General features: G+C 48.0%; 28 protein-coding genes. 10 read left to right on the forward strand and 18 right to left on the reverse strand.

Annotated features, from left to right (window positions below; all coding sequences use genetic code 11):
* Positions 1-10 precede the first annotated feature (10 nt).
* The 11 genes from V2P20_RS07590 to V2P20_RS07640 form a co-directional block, all read right to left on the reverse strand.
* Positions 11-1,012 (reverse strand): tyrosine-type recombinase/integrase, encoded by a 1,002-nt coding sequence (locus tag V2P20_RS07590; RefSeq protein WP_331817625.1) that lies wholly within the window; start codon positions 1,010-1,012, stop codon positions 11-13.
* Complete coding sequence (locus tag V2P20_RS07595) at positions 1,013-2,293, reverse strand: hypothetical protein (protein WP_331817626.1); 1,281 nt, start codon at positions 2,291-2,293, stop codon at positions 1,013-1,015.
* 68 nt (positions 2,294-2,361) lie between these two features.
* The gene (locus tag V2P20_RS07600) at positions 2,362-3,474 is read right to left on the reverse strand and encodes a zonular occludens toxin domain-containing protein (protein WP_331817627.1); all 1,113 of its coding nucleotides are present in this window, start codon (positions 3,472-3,474) and stop codon (positions 2,362-2,364) included.
* A complete protein-coding gene (locus tag V2P20_RS07605) occupies positions 3,471-3,743 on the reverse strand; it encodes a DUF2523 domain-containing protein (RefSeq protein ID WP_331817628.1) in 273 nt (90 codons plus the stop codon). The genes V2P20_RS07600 and V2P20_RS07605 overlap by 4 nt, the downstream gene beginning before the upstream one ends.
* A complete protein-coding gene (locus tag V2P20_RS07610) occupies positions 3,743-5,185 on the reverse strand; it encodes a virulence factor TspB C-terminal domain-related protein (RefSeq protein WP_331817629.1) in 1,443 nt (480 codons plus the stop codon). Before V2P20_RS07610 ends, V2P20_RS07605 begins: the two co-directional genes overlap by 1 nt.
* A gap of 53 nt (positions 5,186-5,238) precedes the next feature.
* The gene (locus V2P20_RS07615) at positions 5,239-5,547 is read right to left on the reverse strand and encodes a hypothetical protein (protein ID WP_331817630.1); all 309 of its coding nucleotides are present in this window, start codon (positions 5,545-5,547) and stop codon (positions 5,239-5,241) included.
* Between the two features lie 41 nt (positions 5,548-5,588).
* On the reverse strand, positions 5,589-5,945 hold the full coding sequence (locus V2P20_RS07620; RefSeq protein ID WP_331817631.1) for a major capsid protein: 357 nt from the start codon (positions 5,943-5,945) through the stop codon (positions 5,589-5,591).
* 3 nt (positions 5,946-5,948) lie between these two features.
* Positions 5,949-6,365, reverse strand: a complete 417-nt coding sequence (locus tag V2P20_RS07625) for a hypothetical protein (RefSeq protein ID WP_331817632.1) — start codon at positions 6,363-6,365, stop codon at positions 5,949-5,951.
* A 471-nt stretch (positions 6,366-6,836) separates the two neighbouring features.
* A complete protein-coding gene (locus V2P20_RS07630) occupies positions 6,837-7,121 on the reverse strand; it encodes a hypothetical protein (RefSeq protein WP_331817633.1) in 285 nt (94 codons plus the stop codon).
* Entirely contained in the window at positions 7,122-7,460 is a 339-nt protein-coding gene (locus tag V2P20_RS07635) for a hypothetical protein (RefSeq protein ID WP_331817634.1), read from the reverse strand. It lies immediately after the preceding gene.
* Positions 7,457-7,663 carry a hypothetical protein gene (locus tag V2P20_RS07640; protein ID WP_331817635.1) on the reverse strand — a complete coding sequence of 69 codons (207 nt, stop codon included), beginning with the start codon at positions 7,661-7,663 and terminating at the stop codon, positions 7,457-7,459. The genes V2P20_RS07635 and V2P20_RS07640 overlap by 4 nt, the downstream gene beginning before the upstream one ends.
* 67 nt (positions 7,664-7,730) lie before the next feature.
* Here V2P20_RS07640 and V2P20_RS07645 point away from each other — a divergent pair, with 67 nt between their 5' ends.
* On the forward strand, positions 7,731-8,039 hold the full coding sequence (locus V2P20_RS07645; protein ID WP_331817636.1) for a helix-turn-helix transcriptional regulator: 309 nt from the start codon (positions 7,731-7,733) through the stop codon (positions 8,037-8,039).
* A gap of 64 nt (positions 8,040-8,103) precedes the next feature.
* Entirely contained in the window at positions 8,104-8,457 is a 354-nt protein-coding gene (locus V2P20_RS07650) for a hypothetical protein (RefSeq protein ID WP_331817637.1), read from the forward strand.
* A 272-nt stretch (positions 8,458-8,729) separates the two neighbouring features.
* Here the strand turns inward: V2P20_RS07650 and V2P20_RS07655 are convergent, their stop codons facing one another.
* From V2P20_RS07655 to V2P20_RS07665, 3 genes are read right to left on the reverse strand one after another with little or no spacing between them, the layout of a single operon-like run.
* Positions 8,730-8,900, reverse strand: coding sequence for a tyrosine-type recombinase/integrase (locus V2P20_RS07655; RefSeq protein WP_331817658.1), 171 nt, complete (start codon positions 8,898-8,900; stop codon positions 8,730-8,732).
* Positions 8,897-9,394 (reverse strand): HipA domain-containing protein, encoded by a 498-nt coding sequence (locus V2P20_RS07660; RefSeq protein ID WP_331817638.1) that lies wholly within the window; start codon positions 9,392-9,394, stop codon positions 8,897-8,899. The genes V2P20_RS07655 and V2P20_RS07660 overlap by 4 nt, the downstream gene beginning before the upstream one ends.
* Complete coding sequence (locus V2P20_RS07665; RefSeq protein WP_331817639.1) at positions 9,391-9,615, reverse strand: helix-turn-helix transcriptional regulator; 225 nt, start codon at positions 9,613-9,615, stop codon at positions 9,391-9,393. Before V2P20_RS07665 ends, V2P20_RS07660 begins: the two co-directional genes overlap by 4 nt.
* 360 nt (positions 9,616-9,975) lie before the next feature.
* Here V2P20_RS07665 and hsdR point away from each other — a divergent pair, with 360 nt between their 5' ends.
* The 5 genes from hsdR (at position 9,976) to V2P20_RS07690 (ending at position 18,155) form a co-directional block, all read left to right on the forward strand.
* Entirely contained in the window at positions 9,976-13,389 is a 3,414-nt protein-coding gene (gene hsdR / locus V2P20_RS07670; protein ID WP_331817640.1) for a type I restriction-modification system endonuclease, read from the forward strand.
* 303 nt (positions 13,390-13,692) lie between these two features.
* Entirely contained in the window at positions 13,693-15,195 is a 1,503-nt protein-coding gene (locus tag V2P20_RS07675) for an N-6 DNA methylase (RefSeq protein WP_331817641.1), read from the forward strand.
* Positions 15,192-16,526: a restriction endonuclease subunit S gene (locus V2P20_RS07680; RefSeq protein WP_331817642.1), complete on the forward strand. Its 1,335-nt coding sequence runs from the start codon at positions 15,192-15,194 to the stop codon at positions 16,524-16,526. Before V2P20_RS07675 ends, V2P20_RS07680 begins: the two co-directional genes overlap by 4 nt.
* Positions 16,523-17,137: a hypothetical protein gene (locus tag V2P20_RS07685; protein WP_331817643.1), complete on the forward strand. Its 615-nt coding sequence runs from the start codon at positions 16,523-16,525 to the stop codon at positions 17,135-17,137. The genes V2P20_RS07680 and V2P20_RS07685 overlap by 4 nt, the downstream gene beginning before the upstream one ends.
* Entirely contained in the window at positions 17,130-18,155 is a 1,026-nt protein-coding gene (locus tag V2P20_RS07690) for a Fic family protein (protein WP_331817644.1), read from the forward strand. The genes V2P20_RS07685 and V2P20_RS07690 overlap by 8 nt, the downstream gene beginning before the upstream one ends.
* 132 nt (positions 18,156-18,287) lie before the next feature.
* Here V2P20_RS07690 and V2P20_RS07695 read toward each other — a convergent pair whose 3' ends face one another.
* Genes V2P20_RS07695 through V2P20_RS07705 form a run of 3 tightly spaced genes read right to left on the reverse strand, consistent with a single transcriptional unit; the run spans position 18,288 to position 21,670 of the window.
* The gene (locus tag V2P20_RS07695) at positions 18,288-20,741 is read right to left on the reverse strand and encodes a dockerin type I domain-containing protein (RefSeq protein ID WP_331817645.1); all 2,454 of its coding nucleotides are present in this window, start codon (positions 20,739-20,741) and stop codon (positions 18,288-18,290) included.
* A 45-nt stretch (positions 20,742-20,786) separates the two neighbouring features.
* Entirely contained in the window at positions 20,787-21,161 is a 375-nt protein-coding gene (locus V2P20_RS07700) for a hypothetical protein (RefSeq protein ID WP_331817646.1), read from the reverse strand.
* Positions 21,162-21,208: 47 nt separating this feature from the next.
* Positions 21,209-21,670, reverse strand: a complete 462-nt coding sequence (locus tag V2P20_RS07705) for a hypothetical protein (RefSeq protein ID WP_194970380.1) — start codon at positions 21,668-21,670, stop codon at positions 21,209-21,211.
* A gap of 675 nt (positions 21,671-22,345) precedes the next feature.
* On the opposite strand from V2P20_RS07705, the gene V2P20_RS07710 reads away from it, so the two are divergent.
* Positions 22,346-22,909 carry a hypothetical protein gene (locus V2P20_RS07710; protein ID WP_331817647.1) on the forward strand — a complete coding sequence of 188 codons (564 nt, stop codon included), beginning with the start codon at positions 22,346-22,348 and terminating at the stop codon, positions 22,907-22,909.
* Between the two features lie 359 nt (positions 22,910-23,268).
* Here the strand turns inward: V2P20_RS07710 and V2P20_RS07715 are convergent, their stop codons facing one another.
* Positions 23,269-23,766 carry a hypothetical protein gene (locus V2P20_RS07715; RefSeq protein ID WP_331817648.1) on the reverse strand — a complete coding sequence of 166 codons (498 nt, stop codon included), beginning with the start codon at positions 23,764-23,766 and terminating at the stop codon, positions 23,269-23,271.
* Between the two features lie 224 nt (positions 23,767-23,990).
* Between V2P20_RS07715 and V2P20_RS07720 the strand changes: the two genes are divergently transcribed.
* Together V2P20_RS07720 and V2P20_RS07725 are read left to right on the forward strand one after the other, a co-directional pair.
* A complete protein-coding gene (locus tag V2P20_RS07720; RefSeq protein ID WP_331817649.1) occupies positions 23,991-24,197 on the forward strand; it encodes a hypothetical protein in 207 nt (68 codons plus the stop codon).
* Between the two features lie 223 nt (positions 24,198-24,420).
* Complete coding sequence (locus V2P20_RS07725) at positions 24,421-24,810, forward strand: HMA2 domain-containing protein (RefSeq protein ID WP_331817650.1); 390 nt, start codon at positions 24,421-24,423, stop codon at positions 24,808-24,810.
* The last annotated feature ends 9 nt before the right edge of the window (positions 24,811-24,819 follow it).

Genomic DNA, 24,819 nt, shown 5'->3' on the forward strand with positions numbered 1-24,819 from the left:
TTAAATAACCTTAACCTGGTACAAGGTTATTCAAGGACTCAGCCAGAGGATTGAGTTCAACCGCCTGAAGAAGATAATCTGGAGCCAAGTGGGAATATCTCATGGTAATGTTCAAACTTGAGTGCCCCAGGATCTTTTGCAGCGCAACAATATTACCGCCTTTCATGACGAAGTGACTCGCGAATGTATGGCGGAGGATGTGCGCAAGCTGGCCATTAGGGACTTTAAAACCGGTACGCTTAAAGGCAGATCGATAGGCACTGTAACAAGACTGGAAAGGCTTTTGACTGAGCCGATTTTTTACCTGCAGGAAAACAGATTTTTCAACCGGAACAAACCGGGATTGACCGTTCTTGGTATCGACAAATTGAAAGCCCTGGTTAATGCAATTGGCAGCAGTCAAGCCTTCAGCTTCAGACCATCTTGCACCCGTTACCAGGCAGATCAAAACAACAAAGGGTAGACTTTCATTTTTGCTTAATTCAGCCTGGCTCATTAATTCCTTTATCTGGGCATCAGTCAGATATGACAACTCAGTTTTTTCTTCCCGCAGCTTGCGAACAACCAGAAGAGGAGAATCGTATTCAATCACGGCCAGCCTTTTAAGTTCCCTAAACAGTGCTTTTAAGGTAATCAGTTCCCGATTCAGAGTGGCCGGAGAAATACCGGCATCCAATCTGGTTTTTCTGTATTGTGCCAGTGATTCAGGATTGATCGATCTAGCCGCAGGATTACCCAAGAGTTCCGACAGCTTCAAAAGCCGGTTTTTAGTATCGGATGCCGATTTCAGACTTCTACCATGCAAGTCATACCAAATATGGATTAATTCATTTAATTGTCGATTATCAACAAAGGGCTGTTCGCCCTGGGTATCCAATCGACCTGAAAGAAGCTGATTTTGATACTGCATGGCTTGGGCTTTAGTATCGAACAGTTTAATGATCCGTTTGCCTTTTATGCCATTAGGACGGATATCAAGCTTGTATTTGCCATCGGTCTTTCTAATCGACATTTACGCCGCCTTCCCAACAAGACGGCGCAAATTAAGCCCCCGTTCTACCGTTTGCCGGAGATCATCCTCATTAAGCCCGCGGGATCGATAGTAACGGACTATTTCAGGATAACAGCGCAGCAGTTTTAGTTGAGCCATCACGGTTCCCGTTTTTAATCCCTGACGAGCATAAATAGACACCAGATTACCGATCACTGAAGATATATTCCGAGCGATCGGATCAACGGCTTGCTTTTTTTTTCTGCAGATAGCGAGATCCTTTGCCGGCACATAGAAATAAACATCTTGCATGAGCAGTTGCCAGAACGGATGTAAGATTTTCTGATCCATCATTAACCGGTTCCGCTCCAGGGCATAACGCCAGATATCGGTTAAATATTGCTCGACCTGCTCGAACGATTCCAGCTCAACACCTAAGCCCAGACCGATTTCCCTGATAATCTGATGATGGAGCCGGGCTTCTACGCGACGAACTACCTTATCTGGATCAAAGGTTCCCAGACTGTAGATTCCCCATTCACGGGTGAAATAATCCACCTTGTCGGATTTTTTGATCTCATAGCTTTTATCATACAAGCACATTTGCACACTGGCCGCTTTGCCGATCAGGTAATTTTTCGCCTGGTGTTTGCCGCCATAGGTTGCGATCGCTTCGGAAATATCCGATAGATCTATTTCAGCCAACCCATCATAAGCCCGGAACGTTCGGGAATAAGTGGAAAAGTGTTGAATAAAATCACTGGGCAAATCAAAGCCTTGATAGTCACACGCCAGATGAACCGCAACACCTTTTGGCACAGGATTAGAAAGAAACAGACGGGAAAGACCAGCATACTCACCATGCAACCGCTGCCATATTTTTTTAACAGACCGTTGAGAAATAAAGTGCGGGGACAATTCTACTTTCAGATGTTGCCCTTCATCATCAAGTTTGCCGAAGTATGAACCAAACAGGACCACCAAGCCTTCATCATTGTTCTGCAGCTTGTAGCGGTAACGAGCCACTTTACCCATACGGGTAAAATGCCATTTCATGGACAGAGGATTATCCGTTAACGTTATAATTTCATCCTTATTTTCAGCATGACGCTCCAGTTTTTCCACCATTGCCGGCAATGGCAATCCATAAAACAATTGTCTAACGGTATCGACCGACGCCCCGACGATATCAACATCAGTTAAATCAGTCATGCCCTGATTGTTTATAAATAATCGACCATGAGGATCTTGGGCAGATCCGGCAGACAACGATTCAATTGAGTAACGTTCTGAATATTCCATCTTTTATCAGCTTTAATGAGAGTTGTTATTTTGTTCTATGTAACGTGATACAAGGACGTTACAGCTTATTAAGACGATTTATTATCTTGCTGTTTAACCATATCAAGTTCAGCTTCAGGTTTATCAAAGTGTTTAACCTGGTAAGCTTGCTCAGGCTCAAGATAAGGATTAAAACGATGACCAGCTACCACTTCGGCACAATACTCAGCAGTTGTAGGATAAGGCGTAGCCTGCTGGGTGTAACATTTACACTCTGTTTTAGTCTTAATGCAGCCGGACAACATAGGTACAGTCGTGACTTTAATCAAAGACGCATAGGCCGGCGCTGATTCAGGAACGCCGGCTATACGTGGTTTGAAGTCTGGAAAGTCTGGGATTTTTTGATTAACAAGATTTAAAGAACTGGACGGTTTTAAATCACTCAATAATGGAGATTTTGCACTCGTCACAGATGCTGCAGACGCAACAGGCACAGGAGGATCAATACGCGCAGAAATAGAAGCAAAAACAGTCCAGAAAAGATAAAGAGCCGCGGGGATCGCGACACCCAAGACATAGAGAGACAAAGGAACGCGCTTATTTTGCTTTGTATGAATCTCGGCACTGTCATACAAATTGTATACATGTTTAGGCAATGAATACGGCCTGACAACGGCATCAGATCGGCTTTGAACATTCTGTTGACATTCAGGCCATTCATACTGAGCGCGGCCTGACCATTTAGCGACCAGATGAATATGCCGGCCTACAAGCAACCGTATGAAATTATCGAAAAGGTGCGGCCCCTGAGAAATCAACCAAAAATCCAGACCATAATGTCTATGAGTTTCTAAATAAACCACAGATTCCGGAGGATTGCCGCCGGTTCTTGGGCGCCAGATCCGTTGAACTTCATCGACAATAATTAAACAGCCTGGTGTTTTCCATTTCATCCAGTCCTCAACGAATTTAACAGGCTGATTGCCTTCTTTCAGGCTGTCATTTATTTTTTCATCCTGAGAACGGCATATATCGCAATGCTGAGACCGGCAATAAATTGTTTCGTGAGTTATGCCGCGAAGATTGCGAACACCATGTATATAAAAATCGCGATAAGGATTTTCTGCTCGATGCTTAAGCAGCTCGGCAATTAACCAAGCAGTTTTACCAGTACCTGGACCACCAGTTATTAATGTAATCATAATGGCCTCATCCTTTTTATAGCAGATAAAGAAGCCCTGGTAGTGAAACCGGCCGCAATGATACCGAATGCCTCGCCCACACCTGACAAATTCACAATCTCAAGCGCAGGACCAGATAGACCACCATAAGCAGATTGCGCGGACGCGATTAAACTAGAGGCAAACGTTGTCAGTGCAGCATAACTGAATATGCCTATCCCTAAAGAGGTCAAGACACGCGCGGCAACAGAACCAGTAATTGATAATAAAAATCCTGCTAAAGATCCCATTATTCCTTCACTCCACCAAAGACAATATAAGCTGCACTCATAAACGCCAGCGCTATAACAATAGGCCTTATGGCTGACGCAATATCACAGTATGGCTGATAGGATATTTCAACCGTAGAACCGTGAAGATTAATAGTCCCGGGAGCGGGACACGATCCAGAACCGCCCCAAGAGACAGGATTAAAAACAATAGGCACATCAATAGTTGGTATAGTGTCAGCTTTAGGAGCGTCGCCCTTTGATATATCCTGACAGCCTATTGAGTTTGGGTATTTATCGCAATCCGTTTTACCGTCGCCCGATCCGTCGCCGCCCGTTGTGGTCGTGGTTTTAGTTCCGTCGGGATTGGTGGTGGTCGTCGTGGTTTTGTCATCTTCACCAATCGTATTAGTTTTAGTGGTAACGGTCTTTGTAATCGTACCGTCAGGATTGGTGGTAGTAGTTTCTTCAGTAGTGGTTTTGGTATCACGATTAACGCAATATGTACGGCCATCAGTACCAGTAACGCAACCCTCGACCGTTGGAGAAGAAGGTGTATCACCTACACACTTAAGAACGCCATTAACCCAACCGCAATTCTTACCCTGCAAATCAATAGGCTTGCCATTAATAGTAGGCGGCTTCGTTGTATCCACAGAATCAACGCAGACCTTGGTTCCATTCACGCTTCCGCATTGTTGCGTAGGTGTAACTGGAGCATCTTTGCAAACCTGATTACCTTTTGAATCGGTCTTACATGTCGCATCCGAATTTGCATCAACAGGCGTGGAACCTGTCTTTTGAGTTGAATCTTGAGCGCTATCTGGCGCAGTAGTAGACTCGCCAGACGATGTGGCATCGTAAGAGCAGCAAATATTATATTGACCATTTATCGGCGTCTGACCTGATGGCACATAACAACCGCTCTGTTGTGTGCCGTTTTCTGGCACATAATCGGCATCTGAATAATGATAAACACAACCGTTATAATTAGCAGTATGCTGATAACCGCCGCCATCTATATCAATATTCAATATACCGCCAGTTTCTTGAATTTCAGTTTTGCAAACAGCAATAGAACGCTTTTCGCCTTGCGGTGGGCAAGTTGGCGGCGGCGGTACACACTGACCCGTAGTTGTATTACGCTCAAATCCAGATTCACAAGGAGATGCATTAATACATTCCGAACCCGATAAAGTGCCGCCATAAGGACAGGTGTATAGTATAAAACACGAAAACGACGACAAAAGAACATTGTCAGAATTTCGCCTAACTGTACAAACTTCGCCATTAACAGTTCCGTAATTATCACCTAGTGATTCAGCAGCGGCTTGACAAGCATCTCCATATGAAGAACCGGGCGAAGAACCGCAACGATGTGTTTGCGTTGCCGGATAAGTATCGGCGTAAGTCGGTATGGAAAAGATAATAAAGAAAATCAATACGTACCGAATAGTATCCATCCAACCCCCAAAATACATATAGCCAATTCAATAATGTAAAAATCAGAGATCATTTAAATACCTCGCTTAACATTTTTAACAGCCCAGACAACGCACCAGACAGCAACAACGAGCCATGATGTTTCATTAGCATCAGCTAAAGAAATACCCGTGAAGTTATGTTGGTAACCGACAGCAGAGCAGACAGGATAAGGACGGGCAACGGTGAAAGTGCCGCCGTTAGAAGTGGCAAAGGTAAGATTGCCAGAATCATAAGATACAGGAACTGCAGCACCCGTTTCCGTCGCGCGAACAGGAGCTGAAAGTTCAGCGTCTACAGCTTCCTGTAATGTTTCGTAGCAATAACCGTCAAATAGATACATATTAAAAAAGGGGCCATTGATGACCCCTTATCCTTTCGGGATTAAGCCGCGCGGCGAGACAGTTTAGCGACAGCAATAATGATCACAACAAGTAGAAATCCGGCGGCAATAGCCGCACCGTCAGTCTTCGCTTCATCCAAAGCAGCGGTAATTTCAGCAGGAACCGCTGCAGAGGCCGAATCGATACCCGCTACCGCAGTAGCACCCAAAGCGGCAGCTTTACGGGCAAATTTGTTTGAACGGATTTTTGTCATTAGATTTTTCATCGTAAACACCATTTTATTTTGTTTAAAAGAACCGGTTTTCTTGACCGGCATTGTTGCCATCACTGGCAGGGTATTAGGTCTGATGATCTGCTCGTAAGCTGGACCAGTCGGACCGAATTCAGCGCAGCTCATGGTTTAAGCCGCCGTTTTTGTATCAGGTTTCTTGGAGGGTTCCGGCAGCGGATCGGCCACATATTTTCTGATGCTAACTGCAGACAGTACCGCGCGGTTTTGACCGCCCATATCGATGTTGCAGAGTATTTCCATCATGGTAGGGAACTGGATCTCGCCGGCATCTTGCTTTGCTTTGAGTTGGTCGAACATCTCAAAGGGCATTTTGATTTTGATAATTTCATTACCCAGGACGTTTGGGTTTCTACCGGAGTTGGGTTTTGTTACCCAGATAGAACCACCTTTGCTGGAGGGATCTATTTCATAGCGAGTTAGTGATTCCACTTTGCCTATGACTGTTGTTTGCATTTCGCCTAAAAAGCCTTGTGACATGATATTTTTTCCTATTCTTTTAATGGTTTTGTTTATTGTTTCGAGCATTTAAAGGCCGTTGCTCAAACGGCTGAATTAGTTTGTTATTAATTTTGAATTACGTTTATGTGCGAACCCTACGGGCCGGGCTTTCCGTTCCAATCAATGTTTAAAGCTGATAACTCCGACTAAGCTAAAAATGCTATTCCGCTAAAGCTACATAGATTTTTAGCTAAGTCTCCGTAATTCAGCTTTAATCATTGATTTTCACTACAATCCCTTTCGCCTGCGCGCTCTGCTTGCTGTAATGTGCTACGCGCTTGTTTTAATGGCCCCACCGACTCACCAACCGGCTTGCATCAACCACGCCAGTCGGAGCCGTCGTATGGATAGCGGCTATCGTTTCACGGCCCCGAAGCCTGTCAAGGGATCGCTACGCTCAACCCTTGACAGGCTTCGGGATCTCGTGACGATGACGCCGCACCCCATACGACGGCTCCGACTGGCTTGATTCAAACCGCTTCCAAACACTTTCATTTTTTAAATTACGCGCGTTGGTTGTGTTGCTTTAATGTGTGCGTTTATTTGTTTCTGGAGTTCTTCAGGCAAGTCTCTTATGTAAATTAGTTGTTTATGAAGGTATAAGGTCATGACTGATTTAGTCAGGCCATACGGCTTCAAGCCCCGGTCCATTGCTTCTATTTCAAGCCGAAGGTAATCCTTTGGACCCAGGGCAGTGCGGTAAATACGTTCTGAGTTATCACCAGAACTGCCACGTTTGGGCAAAATTGGTCCTAACGAATGATTTGAGTTTTGTTCCGTCATTTATGCTGCGCCTAATAAAGTGGATTGGTTATTTAAAGCTGAAATTTCAGACCGGATGTAGCGTAGAACCAGTAGAAAATGATCGTCACCAAAGTTAAAGGAAGCCCTAAAAAGAAGGCTACGAACATACTCCAATATTTGATCCACCAAAGGAAATACAAGCTGATAAGCAAGCTCAGATTGATAAACAAATGCTTTTATCTGTTCCAAGAGATAATCACCAGTCAAGGTATCGGATTGGCAGATATGCCATTCAACATCAACTAGATTACGGGACACATGATCAACGATAACGCCAATAATTAGTTGTTCAGGATTGGTGTTTGTTATTGCATTCATAGAACGAACCCTTTCTTTAAGTTTTCTGTCAATAAGGCAAGGTTGATAAGCTGGTAGCGGCCAACTTTTACAGTCGGTAAATAACCCGCATCTATCCATCCACCAATAACGCCCGGAGTCCGGCCTATCTGCTCTGCAAACTTGTCTGGATGCATCAGAGGCACCCCGGATTCTATGTTGACTATTATTTGTTGTTGTTCCATGATGGCCCCTTAGCCTGCTGTGGCTGGTTACGGCTGGTTAAATATTACATGTATTATATACATGTACATGAATAAAATACAAGTATTATTTACATATATGATAGACGAGTTTGAAATAAATATAAGGTTTAAGGATTTAAGAAATCATCTAGGGTTAACAGTAGATGATTTCTCATTAAAAACAGGGATAAAAAGTGGACAAATCAGCAATATTGAAAACAAGAGACAAAAGGTTTATGGCTGGCAAATTCAGGCTATATCCAAAATATGGCAGGAATACGCTTATTGGTTAGCAACAGGCCAGACCATTCCAGAAGCCGGACAAATCAGCCCGGAACTGGAGGAAGCCAGAAAAAAACTAGGTCAGGTTGGTTAACCGCAGGGAAGGTTTTAAAAAAATGGCAAATTTGCGAAAAACAGGGAAAAGGACAGTATTAGGAATGAGCAGAACAGCAATGTTAAAAAGGAAATTGTATAAAGCAGCAATAAAGGGATTAATAACATTAGCATTTATGATCCCAACATATATATGGTTTATAGATCGAACAACGGATGTAATAAATAAAAGAATAGAAAAGCAACAACTAACATTAATCAATCAAAAGAAACAAGAAGCAATAGCCAGAGCAATAAGAGAAACTGAAATCAGGGAAGCAGAACAGGAAAAAGCACGATTTAAAGCACAATATAGAAAACCGGAAAAGTGCTATAACGTACAAGACAACGAAACAAGGGTAGATTGCGCCAACGATTACATAAGAGCCAGGAAGGCTTTTGAAAACGCAGCCAATTAATACATTCTTTCCACTTTCTTTCCACTCTAACCCGTTTTTATTAGCTTTAAACGGCTTTTGATTTTTTCCCAGCCCTTTATTTACGCTGAATACAGCCGTTTTAAGCTGAAACCAAGCCTCTTTTAATGCGATGGTCGTGCGTTCGAATCGCACACGACCCACCAACAAAACTAAATGAATCAACCAGTTAGCTTTTTCGAGCAACTGGTTTTTTTGTGCCTGAAATGTCAGTGTAGTAAATTTGTCACAAAATTTTCTATCTTACTGGCATGCTAAGCAAGATGTTCAGGAGACAAATGCGCATAACGCATTATCATCTTCACATCCTTCCAAACGCCTAATTCCTTTAGCCCATGTAACGGGCGCCCCTGTTTTACAGGCCCGCTAGCCCAAGTATGGCGCAAATCATATCGGCGAAAATCTTTGATGCCGGCTCGCTTCAGTGTTTTACGCCAAGCCTTGTTTTCATCTGTACGACAGAGGAAAGCACCCGTTCTTGGATTTGCTCAATCATCAGCCATTCGTCGGGCGTTGAGGCTGCCGATCGAAGCAGGGTTACCGTATTCGGTAAGGCTAACTCGACGCGCTGAATCAGGTCAGCCATGATTCTGCGGACAAACTGCGGTTTGGCTGCGATCTCTTCAGCGAAACGATCCCAATGGCGGGGCATCAGCCATCGTGGCCGGTTTTCACCGCCAATCCTGAACGCCAGCTTCTGACTTAAGCTGGGATATACGGTGGTACAAACCAGATCGTAAAACGGGGCCAGTCGGGTTCGCTTGCCGATGGTGATCAGTGATAAATTTTTAGCATGGCCATCCATATTGCCGACCAGGACATTGAATATCACCCATTCGATCAGGCGCTTTTTATCGAGCGCGGGTTGAGTGCTATGGACGACTAAATGTTCTCCAGCATAAACGGACAGGCGCTTCATCGGTTACGATCCACAATCACGACATCGAGGCCGAGTAAATCCAAGATATGCATGACTTTGTCGAATTGCACCGTGCCTTTGCCGTTTTCCAGGTCACTGATAAAACGGGTACCGGTTTGTCCCAGCCCGGCAAGATCGGCTTGGGTGAGGGTTTGGGCTTTTCTATGGGCGGCAACGATTCGGCCTGCGTCCTTTGCCGAGATGATATTACCGCTCGGCAATTTTATGGGATAAGTTAACCGTATAACAATTCAATATTCCCGAGCGGTATTTTTGCCTATTATTTTAAATGGTGTGTCCGGTTTAGTGCGGCCATATCAGATTAGGCGGTGTTTGCCGAACATTGATAAGCCCTTGCTGACCTGCTAAATTATGGCGATTGAAACTTATGCTGATCCACAGAGTTCTACCATGCTTGAACCTTGGGTATCCGTCGATTGGATTGCAGAGCACCTGGGTGTCTGCGTGCGGTATGTCTCTGGATTGATCGTAAAGGATTGCCTGCACACTGGATTGGACGGCTGTGGGAGCGATGCCCATGTCCACAGGGGCTCATAAAAAATCGACATCGGGATGTTATTTTGAATCCAATCCTTAGCAATTTTGACTTTCTTAAACACCATGATGAGTTACTGGTGCGATTGGCCCAAACCGCCGAAGCCTGTTTCGTGCCCGACCCCAACACCACGCTGATCAAAATGCGTCAACTGGGCGAGGAACTTGCCAAAACCATCGCCTCCCGCGTGGGAGTAAACTCCGGTTGCGAAGTCAAACAGGTCGACCTGTTAAGAGATCTGGACTACACCCTCAGGCTGGACAAACAAGTCAAAGATGCTTTCCATGCCTTAAGAAAACTCGGCAACCCTGCGACCCACGACATTACCTCATCCTCCCACCGTGATGCCCTTAAAGCTTTACAGGTAGGCCATGCGCTCAGCGCCTGGTTTCATACTCAATTCGGTGGCGATAAAGCCAAAGGTTTCAAACTGGAGCCGTTTGTAAAACCGCAAGACCCTTCCGAAAAAGTGCGCCAACTCGAACAGGCACTACAGGAACTGCAAAAACAAACGAAAACGGCGGAAGACCGGTTAAGCCGCGCCGAACAACAGCAAAAAATCGAAGCCCAAAAAGCCGAAGCCGAAAAGCAACGTGCCGAACAGATGGCGAGCGAGAGCCAGGTCTGGGAACAAATCGCCACAGAGCACGAGGCCAAGCTGACACAATTCCGCGCCAAAATGGATGTGGCCAACATTGAATACTTCAAGTTTTTTACCGGACTCGAAAAACAACAACAGGCCGAGCAAATTCGCCGTGTCGAAAAATCCACACTACACCTGAACGAAGCCGAAACCCGTATTCTGATCGATGAACAGCTTATCGAAGCAGGCTGGGAAGCCGATAGCGTCAATCTCCGATATTCCAAAGGCGCCCGCCCGATAGCCAACGCCAACCGCGCCATTGCCGAATGGCCAACCGATTCTGGCCCCGCCGACTATGTCCTCTTCATGGGCTTAACCCCCGTTGCCGTGGTTGAAGCCAAAAAGAGCGCGAAGAATGTCTACGACGATATCGGGCAAGCCAAACGCTACGCCAAAGGTTTGCAGGAACAAGGTGCATTCACTCTTGAAACCAACTATGGCGAGTTCAAAGTTCCCCTTACTTTCGCCACCAATGGCCGGCCTTATTTAAAACAACTGGAAAAGGAAAGCGGCATCTGGTTTCTGGATGTGCGCGACAACAGCAACCGCCGCAAAGTCCTGAAAGGCTGGTACACACCGCAGGAAATCAAAACCTACCTCAGACAAACGCCCCAGCAGGCGGAAGCCGAGCTGGACGAGATGGCGTTCGACTACAATCTGAAACTGCGCGACTACCAGGTCAACGCCATCAAAGCCGTCGAGAGCAGCATCAAGCAGGGCAAAAACACCGCGCTAATCGCCATGGCCACCGGCACCGGCAAAACCAAAACCGCTATTGCCATGGTGTACCGCCTGCTCAAATCCGAACGCTTTCGCCGCATCCTGTTTCTGGTCGACCGCTCGGCGCTCGGCGTACAAGCCACCGGTGATTTCTGCGAAGTGCGCCTGGAAAACCTCAACACTTTTGCCGACACGTTTGATGTCATGGGAATGGAGCAAAACAAGCCCCCCAAACCTAATCCGGAGGACGATACCAAGGTGCACATCGCCACCGTACAAGGAGTGGTGAAGCGTATCCTTTACCCCGGCGATAATGAAAACAAACCCGGCGTCGGCCAGTACGATTGCATCGTCGTGGACGAATGCCACCGGGGTTATTTGCTTGACCGCGAACTCAGCGACACCGAAATCCTGTTCCGCGATCAAAAAGACTACCAATCCAAATACCGCGCGGCGATTGACTATTTTGACGCCTTCAAAATCGGCCTCACCGCCACGCCCGCGCTGCATACCACCGAAATCTTCGGCCCGCCGGTATTCACCTACAGCTATACCGAAGCGGTACTCGATGGCTACCTGAACGACCACCTGCCGCCGATCCGCATTCATACCAAGCTGGCGGAACAAGGCATCAAATATGCCGTCAACGAGCCGGTCAAAGTCTACGACGCCGAGAACAACAGCATCGAAACCTACAACACGCCGGATGAACTCAACTTCGATGTTGCCGACTTCAACCGCAAAGTCATCGCGCCGGAGTTCACCAAAGTCGTCACCCAATGGCTGATCGAAAGCGACGCCATCAACCCCTATTCGCCGGCGAAAACCCTGGTGTTCTGCGTGACCGACAAACACGCCGACGATGTGGTGGAAGCCTTTAAAGCCGCCATCGAAACCTATCACGGCGAAGTGGAAGACGATGCCGTGCAAAAAATCACCGGCACCACCGACAAGCCATTAGACAAAATCCGCAGCTACAAAAACGACCGCCTGCCCAACATCGCCGTCACCGTGGACCTGCTGACCACCGGCGTCGATGTGCCGAAAATCTGCAATCTGGTGTTTTTGCGCCGGGTCAACAGCCGTATTCTGTTCGAGCAAATGCTCGGCCGCGCCACTCGCCTGTGCCCGGAAATCGGCAAAGGCCCGTTCCGCGTTTACGATGCGGTGGACATCTACAAACAACTGGAAAAAGTGAACACCATGAAACCGGTGGTCACCAACGTGGATATCAGCTTCAGCGACCTTGAAGCGGAAATGACGCAAACGACCGCCCCCGACCTGCAAGACCTGGCGAAAAAGCAATTTATCGCCAAGCTGCAGGTAAAAAAGAATTTCTTAACCGACGAACAGGTCAGCAAATTTGAGACCCTCGTCGGCAAGCCGCCCGCCGACTTTGCCAAAGACCTGAAAACCATGCCGCTGCAACAAGTGGCGCAATGGTTTACCAACCATCCGGGACTGGGCGAACTGCTGGACGCCAAACTGACAGGCGCTGACGGCTTTCTCCCGCCCATCGTGATTCATGAGGGTGAAGATAAAATCACCCAAATCACCACCGGCTACGGCGAAGGCCAAAAACCGCAAGACTACCTCAATGCCTTTAAAGACTTTATCAACGCCAACAGCAACCGTCTGCTGGCGATACAGACCGTCATCAACAAGCCCTGGGCCTTAAGCCGGCAAAGCCTGAAGGAACTGGCCGTCGAGCTGGATCGCAACCGCTTTCGCGAGCAAGACCTGCAAACCGCCTGGCGTGAAGTCAAACAGGAAGAAATCGCCGCCCGCATTATCGGCTTTATCCGCCAGGCCGCGCTGGGCGAAGCGCTGATTCCGTGGGAGCAGCGTGTTGATAAAGCCCTGGAAAAAATCCTCAATAGCCAGCCGTGGAAAACCCCGCAACGGGAATGGCTGCAACTGATTGCCCAACAAATGAAAGCCGCTACCATCGTCGACGAAGCGGCGCTAAACCAGGGCATTTTCAAGCATCAGGGCGGCATTAAGCGCGCCGACAAATTATTTGAACAGCCGGTGACCGACGTATTGGAGCGATTCAATCGAGCGTTATGGCAATAATTCAAAGCGTAGGTCGGGTTAGGCGTAGCCGTAACCCGACGTATCGGATGACCAATCCGCATCGAAATGTCGGGTTACGGCTGCGCCTAACCCGACCTACAAAAACTGTATCCCGGCATCCCGTGCCGGGATGAAGCCAGGCCTATGTTAAAATCGAACAATTATCCTATGGCAATAATTTAAGCGTAGGTCGGGTTAGGCGCAGCCGTAACCCGACGTATCGGATGACCAGTCGCATCGAAATGTCGGGTTACGGCTGCGCCTAACCCGACCTACGAAAACTTTAACTAAACCTAACTACTTATGAGCACCCAAGACCTCGTCGCCAAACTCTGGAACCTCTGCAACTTGTTACGGGATGACGGCGTCACCTATCACGAATACATCAACGAGCTGACCTTTCTGGTGTTCCTGAAAATGGTCGAAGAAACCGGCCAGGATGAACTGATTCCCTCTGGCTGCCGCTGGGCCGATCTGGAAGCCATGAATTCTGCCACGCGCCTGGAAGCCTACAAAAAAATGCTGGTGGATTTAGGCTCCCACGGCTCGCTGATTACCCAGGCCATTTACAACAACGCCAGCACCGTGATCCGCAAACCCGCCACCCTCAACAAACTGGTCACCGAGATCGACAAGCTGGACTGGTACAACGCCAAAACCGAAGGCCTCGGCGACATGTACGAAGGCCTGCTGGAAATCAACGCCACCGAGAAAAAATCCGGCGCCGGCCAGTACTTCACGCCGCGGGTACTGATTAACGCCATGGTGGAATTGATGAAACCCACGTTGGACGACGTCATCGTCGACCCGACTGCGGGCACCGGCGGCTTTTTGATCAGCGCTCACCACTATATCAAGCAACACAACGACATCAACGCCCTCAACGAAGCGGCCTACGACAAATACCAGCATAAAACCTTCTACGGCATGGAGCTGGTGCCCGATACCCGCCGTCTGGCGATGATGAACCTGATGCTGCACGATCTGGCTATCGACGACCGGAACGCCGGCATTCTGTTCGGCGATACCCTCAGCAACGAAGGCAAACAACTGCCGCCCGCCACGCTGATTCTGGCCAACCCGCCGTTCGGCACCAAGCAGGGCGGCGGCATTCCCACCCGCGACGATCTGGTGCACTACACCAGCAACAAACAACTGGCTTTTCTGCATTTGATGTACCACGTCATGCTCAAACCCGGCGGCCGTGCTGCCGTGGTGTTGCCGGATAACGTCTTGTTCGAAGGCAGCACCGGCAGAACCATCCGCCAGGACCTGATGGAAAAGTGCAACCTGCACACCATCCTGCGCCTGCCCACCGGCATTTTTTACGCCGCCGGGGTTAAAACCAACGTGCTGTTTTTCAGCAAATCCAAAGACGCGAATAAGGACAAAGGCAACACCCAAAACGTCTGGGTCTACGACTTGCGCGCCAACATGCCGCAATTCGGCAAACGCACCTTGTTCACTGCTCAGCATTTGCAGGAATTTTACGACGCGGTCGGCCGCGACCTGACCACGGTGGACGAAGCCGCCCGTCAGGCCTTTATCGAGCGTCATACCCGCAACAACGGCAATCCAGGAGACTGCCGCCTGCGCTGTTTTAGCCGCGAGCAAATCCGCCAGAAAGACGACTCGCTGGACTTGTCCTGGATTCGCGACGACAGCGTCGAAGACAGCGCCAAGCTGCCGGAGCCGGATGTGTTGATTACCGAAGCACTGGAAGAAATGGCCGGGGCGATGCAGGAATTGCAGGCAATTTTGGTTGAGCTGGGGGCGGCGGAAGAGGGTGAGGAGTTGATTCAGTGAGCAATGAATTACCTCAAGGTTGGATTGAAGCCACGATTAATGAAATCAATCTTCATAAATCTCAGAACATAACGCCAAGCGACTTCCCAGAAGAAGAGTTTGAGCTTTTTTCAGTCCCTATTTTTCCGACAGGGAAGCCGGAAAATTTATTGGGCAAAGATATTGGCTCTTCAAAACAAGTAGTTTCCCCGGGTGATGTTTTGCTTTGCAAAATCAATCCCAGAATAAACCGAGTTTGGACTGTTGGCGAAAAAGCAAATCTGCGCCAAATTGCTTCATCAGAATGGATTAATATTAGGAATCCGCTGATATGCGCGAATTATTTGAAATACGCTTTTTCGAAAAAGGATTTTAGAGAACTTCTTTGTTCGGAAGTTGCTGGTGTTGGAGGCTCATTAACCAGAGCGCAGCCAAAAAAGGTCGAAAAATACACAGTTCCAATTGCGCCCCTAAACGAACAAATCCGCATCGCCGACAAACTCGACAGCGTGCTCGCCAAAGTCGATGCGGCCCAGGCGCGCCTGGAAAAAATCCCCACCCTGCTCAAGCGCTTCCGCCAATCCGTCCTCGCCGCCGCCACTTCGGGGGAGTTGACGAGGGAGTGGCGAGTACAAAACGGCATAGGTCTAACAGACTGGAAGCAAACTATTTTTTCAGAAATAAGCAGGGAAATAACGGTTGGATTTGTCGGAAAAATGTCCGACAAATATCAAGAGTTGGGAGTAAAGTTTTTACGCTCTCAAAATGTTAGAGCATTTAGATTTAACCCTGAGAATTTACTCTACATATCAGAAGATTTTCACAAGGAAATCTATAAATCCAGACTTGAAGCAGGTGATTTAGCCATTGTGAGATCTGGGGCTCCAGGAACAACCTGTGTTATTCCCGAAGAATTGGGAGACGCGAATTGTTCTGACCTCGTGATAGTTAGGCCAAACGATCAACTTTTGCCAGAGTATGGATGTGTCTATATGAATTCATCTGTAGCACAGCAAAATGTAATAGCAAATCAGGTTGGAGTGGCTCAACAACACTTTAATGTGGGATCAATGAAAAATATGCCAATTTCATTGCCATCAATCCCAGAGCAACAAGAAATCGTCCGCCGTGTAGAATCCCTGTTCACCCTGGCCGACACGGTCGAAAAACAATACCTCGAAACCAAAAAACGCCTCGACCGTTTAACCCAGTCGTTACTAGCCAAAGCCTTCCGCGGCGAACTGGTGCCGCAAGACCCCAACGACGAACCCGCCGCCGAATTGCTAAAACGCATTCAGGCCGAACGCAACGCGCAGCCGCCGGTTAAGAACAAGCGGAGCAAACCCGCATGATTACGATCCACGCCACCAAAAAACTCTATGCTCATTTGCCAGTGGCAGCCACGATGAATCCACCTCCAAGCGATGATTCTGCGGCCACCCCTCCCGATTCCGCTGACAATCCATTAAGCGGCTGGCATGCCAATCTGCTTACCCTGCAACGTCGCCTGTGTGTTGTGCTGGTACACGATGCCACCCGCTTCCCGCTGTTTATGAAAGGCTTGGTCAAAGCCGATTTTGCCAACTTCGACCGACTGTTTGCCGACACCCTGATGAACACCTTGCTCAAATTGGGCGCGAATCAAACGCAAATGGATAGCGCGTCGGCGTTGCTGGCCCCGTGCCGGTTCGACACCGATTGCAACCGCTCGGTACAAGGCACCATGAACCAGATGGCGGGCGACATTGAGCATATGCTGCGGTTTGACCATACCAAACTAGACGATATTTGCAGCTACCGTACCGGGGTCTGGCTGGCGGATCGACCCTGTACGCTGAAAGGCCAAAAAGACTGTATCTGGCCTGAGAAAGCGATGCTGGCGCTGTTAACCGAAGCAGGCAGGGGAGTTGATTCGGCAAATGTCAAAAATAACATCGTGCATTTGGGTTCGCGCGATGGCTAAAAGCTACCAGCCCCCTTACACCATCACCCCAGCCATCATTCGCCTGATCTCCGACATCAGCGAACAGCTCGGGCGATTGTCAGTGTTGGAGGGTGAAAAAAACCTCCGCCTTCGCCGTATAAACCGCATTCGCACCATTCAAGGCTCACTTGCCATTGAGGGCAACACCTTAAGCGAAGATCAGATCACCGCCATTTTGGAAGGCAAGCGGGTTATCGCTCCACCCAAGGAAATTCAGGAAGCCCGCAATGCCATTAAAGCCTACGAACAATTTGAAAGCTGGCAGCCGGCCAACGAAAAGCAGTTATTGCAGGCACACCAGGTGTTAATGGCTGGTTTGATTGACGATGCGGGCCGCTATCGCAAGGGCAACGTCGGCGTGATGAATGACGAAGCGGTGGTGTACATGGCGCCGCCTGCCTGTCGCGTTAAAAAACTCATGGGGGATTTGTTCAGCTGGCTGGCCGCCAGTGATCAACACCCGTTAATCACCCGTTCGGTATTCCACTACGAATTCGAGTTCATTCATCCATTCGCCGATGGCAACGGGCGTATGGGGCGCTTATGGCAAACGCTGATCCTGAGCCAGTGGAAGCCGTTGCTCGCTCAACTACCCGTTGAAAGCATGGTGCACGCGCATCAAAGCGAGTATTACCAGGCGATCAACCTGAGCACGCAAAAGACCGATTCCGCGCCTTTTGTCGAGTTTATGCTGGGCGTGATTTTGGAAACCGTTCAAAGCACTGCCGGAAACAATACCCGGCAAGTCGGCCAGCAAGTTACCCCGCAAGTCGAGGCATTGATAAAAGCGCTTTTTAGAGTTGATAAGCCGCTGACTCGAAACGAATTACAAACCGATCTAACACTAAAAGACAGGGAATCATTCCGCGAGCGCTACCTGAAACCTGCGCTGGAGGCGGGTCTTGTTGAAATGACCATTCCCGACAAACCCAACAGTCGATTGCAGCAATATCGCCTCACAGAGCAAGGCCGAAAATTGGCGGGAACGTTCACATAGTCGACTGTGCCTATCGAAAATTAGCGTAATAGAAGCACATAAGATGCAAGGTGAAATCAACTTTCACCTTGCGTTTTTCATCAATTAAAACGGTACAGGCCGGGTTAAAACACTGTGTTTTGCAGCAGGTGGTCAGGGAGTCGCAGAAGAGTGCGGGACTGTGATAGTCACTGAATCAGTAGCGGCATTTCCTGCTGCATCGGTACACTGAACATTGGCTGTATATACCCGACCGCTGCCTTGGCCGGAACGTTCAGCCCGCAGTAGCATTTCAAGATTGCCATTGATCTTCCAGTCAGCATCGGTGTTGCCATCGCCAAGACCATTGACTGTCTCGTTACTGCTGACAGAAACAATTTTGCACACTGGAGGCTGTACGCTGCACCAGTCCGTCGTGTTTGCCTTTATTGTTACTGCAACCATTTTATGGTTAACCGGCCATAAAACATTGGGCGTGGCTTCCAGACCATTGATCGTAGGCGGTTCATTGTCTGCCGCTCTGATTGCGGCCAGATCCTGCTCGTCCACCAATCCATCACTATTCATATCCACTGCCGGGTTGAACGCGGCATCCCCCACTTTGCTGCCAAGTGAGATTTTGACCAATGCAAAATCGTCGCAATTCACTACGCCATCGCGATTGGTATCGGCAGGAAGAATCGGATTAACCACATTGCTTTTAACCACGGCATAATTGATTGCCTTGGGATTGTCTGCCTGGATCGCGGTGAACGTCAGTGTATCCGGAGTGCCGATCGGCGTCGATAATGGCGGGTGCATGACCACTTTGACATTGGCGCTGCCGTTTGCCGGGATACTTACCGAGCCTGACGTCAGACTCACCTGATAGTTTTTATCATCCAGTGCTGAAAAGTTAAATTTTGCATCATTCCCATAATTCTTTATCTGAAAAATATAAGAAGTATCCTGATCTCGGCTCATATTTACTGCTACGGGCGGAAAAATGGCAAACGACTGCGGTGAGAATTGGGATGCGCGCACACGTTGGAAAGGTTGCCCACTCGCATCATTGCCCACGGCATAGACTACAAATTCTTGTGTAGGAATGGTCAATTTTCCCAGCAGTTCGCCAACATCAGCATCAGGCGAGTCCAGGTTGAAAGACTGTATGACTTGCCCGTTCCGCGTCCGAAGTTCGAAAGAGACGGATTGCGGCTTACCTGACATACGTGCGATTGCCTCTTGGGTTTTGCCTACAATAGGGAAGCCGGAAATGGGGAAATATCCCTCATGTCCCGGGCGTCCTCCCGGCTCGACAAACCGGAAGGCATTGAACAGCAGATTGCTGTCGCCATTGACCAGAGCCGAATAATCTCCGCTGCCTTGGATAGAAATGTGCCAATCGCCAGGTTGCGGCGCATCGATTGAGTACACTTTTGCAGATCCTGCCGCCGTCGGGATAGACGGTTGCGTTACGCCAGTATCATTAGCAGAGACGATACTGCCGTCCGGGCGGATAACAGAAATACTGGAAACGCCGGTACTGGTTACTGAAACAGTGATTCGGCTGGTTTGAAGGTCTACAGGGAAGTGGTGATCGACTACAGCAGTGCCTAATGGTCCGGCAACGGCCAAAATATCAGCGGCATTACTGCGCGCCAGAAGATTCGCTAGTTGCGAAAAGCCAGCGGTTTTGCCTGGTTGCAGGATAAATGTTTGCCCTCCAGAGCTATTGGAGATATCGAAGTATGCCGGATCATAAGGAGAGCAGTGTCCATAAAGGCCATTAAAAACTTTGACATCCTTCTGTTGCGCAACCGTTTTCACTTGCCCTTCCAAATAAGCATCTTTGGCGCTCGCATCTGTGTACATGAACAGCTCCCCTCCGGTTTCCGAAGCCGACAATGCATCATATTCGCCTTTCATCGAAAGCTCTGGACAATCACCGCCTCCCCACGGATACAGATTGTCCACTGCATTCAGGAAGCGGTCGGCATCGTTTGTAGAGGTCAAAGGTCCCGTAGAAGGATCGTTAAACGGCGACAAGATATAGCGTGTCGGTTCATCCGGCGTACCATACCGCGAATTCAAAATATTACGAATGTCTGTTTGTACACCATTGATTACTGAACCCATGCTGCCTGTGGTATCTACAGCAAATGCCAATGACGGGCCAATTCCAAGCAGACTTTTGAATTCATGCTCACTGACTTGCTCCTTGATCGCACGCAGCGCTTCTACGGTAGCATCTTGCGCCACAAGAGCCGCAGCCGGATTATCATCGGCATGAGGCGACACACCGACGGGAACTGGCCCGGCCATTACAAAACAGGTGCTAGAATCCTTGTTGATACCGCCATAACCACCGGTATGGTCAAAGGAACCGCCATGGGCGCATTTTCTACCAGCCTGATATAAATGTGTCCTGTCCTGGTTAGAGAAATAGCCGCTGGTCAGGTATGAAGACGTCAAATTGTCCGTAAAGCAAAGATCCAGCGCAGGGGCGTCGATGCATGTCTGTGCGTCCTGTGGTGCAACATTAGCGATAGAGCTTTTGCCAAGGTCCGGATTCGGCGATGAATTTCCTAGTTCTATCCAGGTACTGTGTGAATAAAAATCCTGCAAGGTATGGAAAGCTTCACCAAGTGTTTTTCGGGCAGAATCAGCATCTTAGTTTTTGAGTGAATCGACGGTTTCCTGGTATAAGTCCTTGATCAGGTCACTGCAGGCCTGTAAATTTTCCGCATCGCAATGCCGCGCGCTTGTCGAGGGATAATTATTATCCACCGAGGCGTTGGCGTCTGCGATCTGTTCTCGTGCATAACTCATGGTTTTGGTGAGCGGCTTGGCATCGGCGCCATAACCATATTCGGCATAGAACACATCGAGCGCCTCCCGAGTCATCTGTTTATGGCTTTTTCCACCCGTCGCTGCACCTTTAAGACCGCCAGGAACAAAGGCTCCGGCATCCACCGGAAGTAGTGTTGTTCCCCAGATCGTTACAACAATAGAAAGCCGTCTAAAATGTAATGGCTGATGTATCACAAGTATCTCCTTCTTAATGATATTTACTGCGAATGACTGGCGATAAACTACCGCCAATTTGTTGTCGACCTTGCCTTGATTGCATCCAGCTCATCTTTCCATATTGCTCTTTCAGCCTGTGAGATCGATGGATCATGGTAAAGCCGTAATACCGGCGCTTTAGCTTTGTCTTTAAAAAAAGACAGCACCCAGATAGCGGAATTGGTTTCCGCATTCAAAAGCCCTTTTCCTTGCGCTACATCGGCGCGGATAATGTTGATCAGTACCGGAATATCATCGTCGGTGAGCTGCTTGAAAACCTCGATAACATCTTCTTCATCCGGCCATTTATAAGGTTTAGTGAGGGAATGGGTGCCAAACGCCCAGGATAGGTTGTCATGTAGCAGTTCGCGTATTTCAACTTCGCGTTGGGATGTGCCGGCATGATGGGAATTGGCGCTCGCACAACCTTCGCTGATGAATATCGCAGCAGACAGGCAAACAGTTCTTAATAAGCGTAAAAAATTCAAGTCCTTTATCTCCATAGGTCAACTAAAGCTATCGTCCTAAAATGAGGAAACGGAAATAGCGCAAATAAAAGCCCGATATCACGCTATCGTAAAATTCCTTGCTTCTTGATGAGTGGATTTATCTTATTATTCTTGGAAGTGCTGTCTTTTTAAGACAAACATAATTCTTAAGCAAATATTAAGCTTAAAATTATAGGGATTATGATTTGTGTCAAATTGAATTTATGAAAGCGTGATGGAGTTCATATAAAAAAATCCAGTCGTATGATTAATAATGCTAGACGATTGAGTGGGATACAGTTGTCATTGTTGGGATAGATTCTGCATGCACTATACTGATGGCCTATTCTGATTTGGGGCTTTTTCGAGTAGAAGCGTGATTTCTCTTTTAGCGACTCCTGACTTTGGAGAAGGCAGTAATAGTTTAGAACTGGTATGTATGAGTGACATTGAACATTGATTTGTCAGTAGTGGAATACTTCAAGATAAAAAACAGCAATAAATCACAACACTTTGGCGGGGTTCTAAAGGACTGGAACTTACAGAAAAATCTAGCCTCCGAAACATCCAATAGTCCAGTGAAGTCGGCCTAAGCCTGCTAATCATCCTATTTCAGCGGGTTTTGCCTCGAAACATCCTCCTCATAATAATCAAAATAACAGGGACATTTTCGCTATGAGCCAAGCGACTTTGACAATCCGTAATCCGGCTATCATCCTGGCAGCCTTAACCACTGAGGCAGATGCTTCCAATCTGATTCTCTCAAACGATACGACATGGCATGCCGGTGAAGCGCACGACCTCACTGATGTGACAGTTCAAATTGCAAACGGGGCCACGCTGACGATTGAAAAGGGGAGCGAGATTAAAAACGGGCGCTTCGAGGTGTTCGGCGCGCTTAATGCGGTAGGCGCACCTGATGCGTTAGTTTATTTTCGGGATGTATCTATTGCCATGGCGAACAATGATCCTCTCGCCATCAATGAAGGGCGGATCAATATCGCCTATGCGAATATCATCGGTGCATCTTCTTATCTCAGTGGGGCAGGCTATGGTTCTGTTACCTTAACCGATTCAATAGTCAGTTACACCAACTACATGCCCTGTCTGGGCCTCGGTTATCCTATAGCGGATGCTCATATTGAAAGAAATATCTTCTATCTGTCCGGAGGTATCTCTACCGCTACAAATAATAATGTCTCGGCCTATATCAAAAAAACGCTTTTGTCGAGCAGATGACTCCGGCGGTTGAGAATAGGGATAGCAGCAGCTGTGCAGCGGTTGCAGAAAACAACAGCTTTCTTAGTACGGATCGCAGGCCCTCGTTTTAGAAATGGCTATGGCAGCGATTCCAATTCCGCAGCGATTTCCGCCGCTGACAATTATTTTGGCACGACGGATGCCGCATTGATTGATGAGATGATCTATGACAGAAAAGATGATCTTTCAGCCGCTTCGTTTATCAGTACCTCTCATATTAAGCGCTATCGCCGGATGCTCCCAGACTTTTTGCCGGAACTGACGGCAGTGGGGGTGTTGATCTGCTTGACGATGTGGAGCGGCTGCATTTTTCCGACAAATCAATCGCCTTATTGTTTTTACTCGCGCTTTTCGGCGGCAGCGGGTTTAGGCGCAGGTTTTTCGACGGCGGCGTGTTTAGGCTCGTGCTTTTCGGCAGCCGCGCGTTTGGGCTCAGGTTTTTTGGCCGCAGCATGTTTAGGCTCAGGTTTTTTAGCGGCAGCGTGTTTGGGTTCGTGCTTTTCGGTGGCAACGCGCTCTTGCTTTTGCGTTTTGAAATCCTTATGCGCCACCTTGGCGCCCTCATGAAAACCTTTGATGACCGAACCATTGGCCGGCAGCATTTTTGTGACCATCAAAGAGCTGAACACGGCTCCATAGGATAGTCCGTAACAGACGCCATAGAGAGTGTTGTCCAATAGCTTGGATGGCGCCGAGACAATTTTGCTTGCCGCTTGTTTGGCCGCTAAAGCGCCTTTTTTGACTCCAGCCACTACCATGCCGGGTTGATTGTCAGTTTCTGTTGCATCATCGACTGTCGATGTTTCAGCGGGTTTGCGAGAGGTTTTTGCAGCCATTGTTATCTCCCGAACATCAAATTAAAAAATATTTACGTGGGGATGTTTCGATAGGCAAACTTATGTTTTATAGGCTGTCCGAAACATCCTGTTAGGATAAAAATAACGCTGGCAAGTTCATAAAATTGTCATTTACGATCAACATTGCTTGATTTGTCCGAGTTATAAACTGATTGTTGCGCATGGGCCGTTTTTTATCCTGTTAGCCGCGCTGGCGGCAGGTCATGAAACCGATCTTCAGTCAACTCGCCGCACCTTGCCGCCTGAATCGTGATGCGCGCGTAGGTGCGAATTCACTTGTGCCCCTTGCGGGTATTCGCACTATTTATGCCTATATCTTGGGGAAGCGTTTCGGGTCGAATGAATTCGACCTTACAGTTACCGTCGCGCTGGCGGTATTTTTTAAACCCCTCAGTTCAACCGATGCCTAACATCGGTAAGGAATCTGAAACCAATGTGAACGATTCCAGACTAATCAATGAACTTCTGGAACCCGATTTATCTAAAATATAAATTGATAATTCAGATATACAGTCGATAAGCGATCTTTGGCAATCCGGGCATTGGTTGCAGCAGTCACAGCTTAATTAAACAGCTACTGGAATTTATGAGAATTGACTACTCATTGAAGCAATGAAAGACGCGGCGCAAGACATGATCACCGTAATCCACAACAAGGTTCCGAACAGGATCCGCATCCGGGTGCCGTCGATCAAACATAAGCAGACCTATGCCAACTTACTCAAGCATGATCTGCTCAGTGATGAAAAGGCAAAGGGCATCTATCATGCAGAGCCCAATATTGTGACGGGAACCCTGCTCGTTAAATATCACCCGGCTTACCATAACGAGGAGGAAGTGGTTCAACTGGTCATGAGAGCCGTCAGTAAACTGCGCAAGGGAAAGATCGAGATTACTGAGAAACACAAGAACCCTAAGTTGGGAAAAATGGCCCCAGGCGCCTTTTTTACCCGGGAACTCCTGGTCAATATTGCCGGAAATGTCATCGCGGGCGTCTTGGTGGCCGTTATGGCCACACGTTGAAAATAAGCA

Source organism: Methylobacter sp. Wu1 (assembly GCF_036553575.1).
Taxonomy (GTDB): Bacteria; Pseudomonadota; Gammaproteobacteria; order Methylococcales; family Methylomonadaceae; genus Methylobacter.

Excerpts from the sequence above, each read along its gene's own strand:
- V2P20_RS07590 (WP_331817625.1), bottom strand. The coding sequence starts at position 1,012 with ATGTCGATTAGAAAGACCGATGGCAAATACAAGCTTGATATCCGTCCT.
- V2P20_RS07595 (WP_331817626.1), bottom strand. The coding sequence starts at position 2,293 with ATGGAATATTCAGAACGTTACTCAATTGAATCGTTGTCTGCCGGATCT.
- V2P20_RS07600 (WP_331817627.1), bottom strand. The coding sequence starts at position 3,474 with ATGATTACATTAATAACTGGTGGTCCAGGTACTGGTAAAACTGCTTGG.
- V2P20_RS07605 (WP_331817628.1), bottom strand. The coding sequence starts at position 3,743 with ATGGGATCTTTAGCAGGATTTTTATTATCAATTACTGGTTCTGTTGCC.
- V2P20_RS07610 (WP_331817629.1), bottom strand. The coding sequence starts at position 5,185 with ATGGATACTATTCGGTACGTATTGATTTTCTTTATTATCTTTTCCATA.
- V2P20_RS07615 (WP_331817630.1), bottom strand. The coding sequence starts at position 5,547 with ATGTATCTATTTGACGGTTATTGCTACGAAACATTACAGGAAGCTGTA.
- V2P20_RS07620 (WP_331817631.1), bottom strand. The coding sequence starts at position 5,945 with ATGAGCTGCGCTGAATTCGGTCCGACTGGTCCAGCTTACGAGCAGATC.
- V2P20_RS07625 (WP_331817632.1), bottom strand. The coding sequence starts at position 6,365 with ATGCTCGAAACAATAAACAAAACCATTAAAAGAATAGGAAAAAATATC.
- V2P20_RS07630 (WP_331817633.1), bottom strand. The coding sequence starts at position 7,121 with ATGACGGAACAAAACTCAAATCATTCGTTAGGACCAATTTTGCCCAAA.
- V2P20_RS07635 (WP_331817634.1), bottom strand. The coding sequence starts at position 7,460 with ATGAATGCAATAACAAACACCAATCCTGAACAACTAATTATTGGCGTT.
- V2P20_RS07640 (WP_331817635.1), bottom strand. The coding sequence starts at position 7,663 with ATGGAACAACAACAAATAATAGTCAACATAGAATCCGGGGTGCCTCTG.
- V2P20_RS07645 (WP_331817636.1), top strand. The coding sequence starts at position 7,731 with ATGAATAAAATACAAGTATTATTTACATATATGATAGACGAGTTTGAA.
- V2P20_RS07650 (WP_331817637.1), top strand. The coding sequence starts at position 8,104 with ATGAGCAGAACAGCAATGTTAAAAAGGAAATTGTATAAAGCAGCAATA.
- V2P20_RS07660 (WP_331817638.1), bottom strand. The coding sequence starts at position 9,394 with ATGAAGCGCCTGTCCGTTTATGCTGGAGAACATTTAGTCGTCCATAGC.
- V2P20_RS07675 (WP_331817641.1), top strand. The coding sequence starts at position 13,693 with ATGAGCACCCAAGACCTCGTCGCCAAACTCTGGAACCTCTGCAACTTG.
- V2P20_RS07685 (WP_331817643.1), top strand. The coding sequence starts at position 16,523 with ATGATTACGATCCACGCCACCAAAAAACTCTATGCTCATTTGCCAGTG.
- V2P20_RS07690 (WP_331817644.1), top strand. The coding sequence starts at position 17,130 with ATGGCTAAAAGCTACCAGCCCCCTTACACCATCACCCCAGCCATCATT.
- V2P20_RS07710 (WP_331817647.1), top strand. The coding sequence starts at position 22,346 with ATGAGCCAAGCGACTTTGACAATCCGTAATCCGGCTATCATCCTGGCA.
- V2P20_RS07715 (WP_331817648.1), bottom strand. The coding sequence starts at position 23,766 with ATGGCTGCAAAAACCTCTCGCAAACCCGCTGAAACATCGACAGTCGAT.
- V2P20_RS07720 (WP_331817649.1), top strand. The coding sequence starts at position 23,991 with ATGAAACCGATCTTCAGTCAACTCGCCGCACCTTGCCGCCTGAATCGT.
- V2P20_RS07725 (WP_331817650.1), top strand. The coding sequence starts at position 24,421 with ATGATCACCGTAATCCACAACAAGGTTCCGAACAGGATCCGCATCCGG.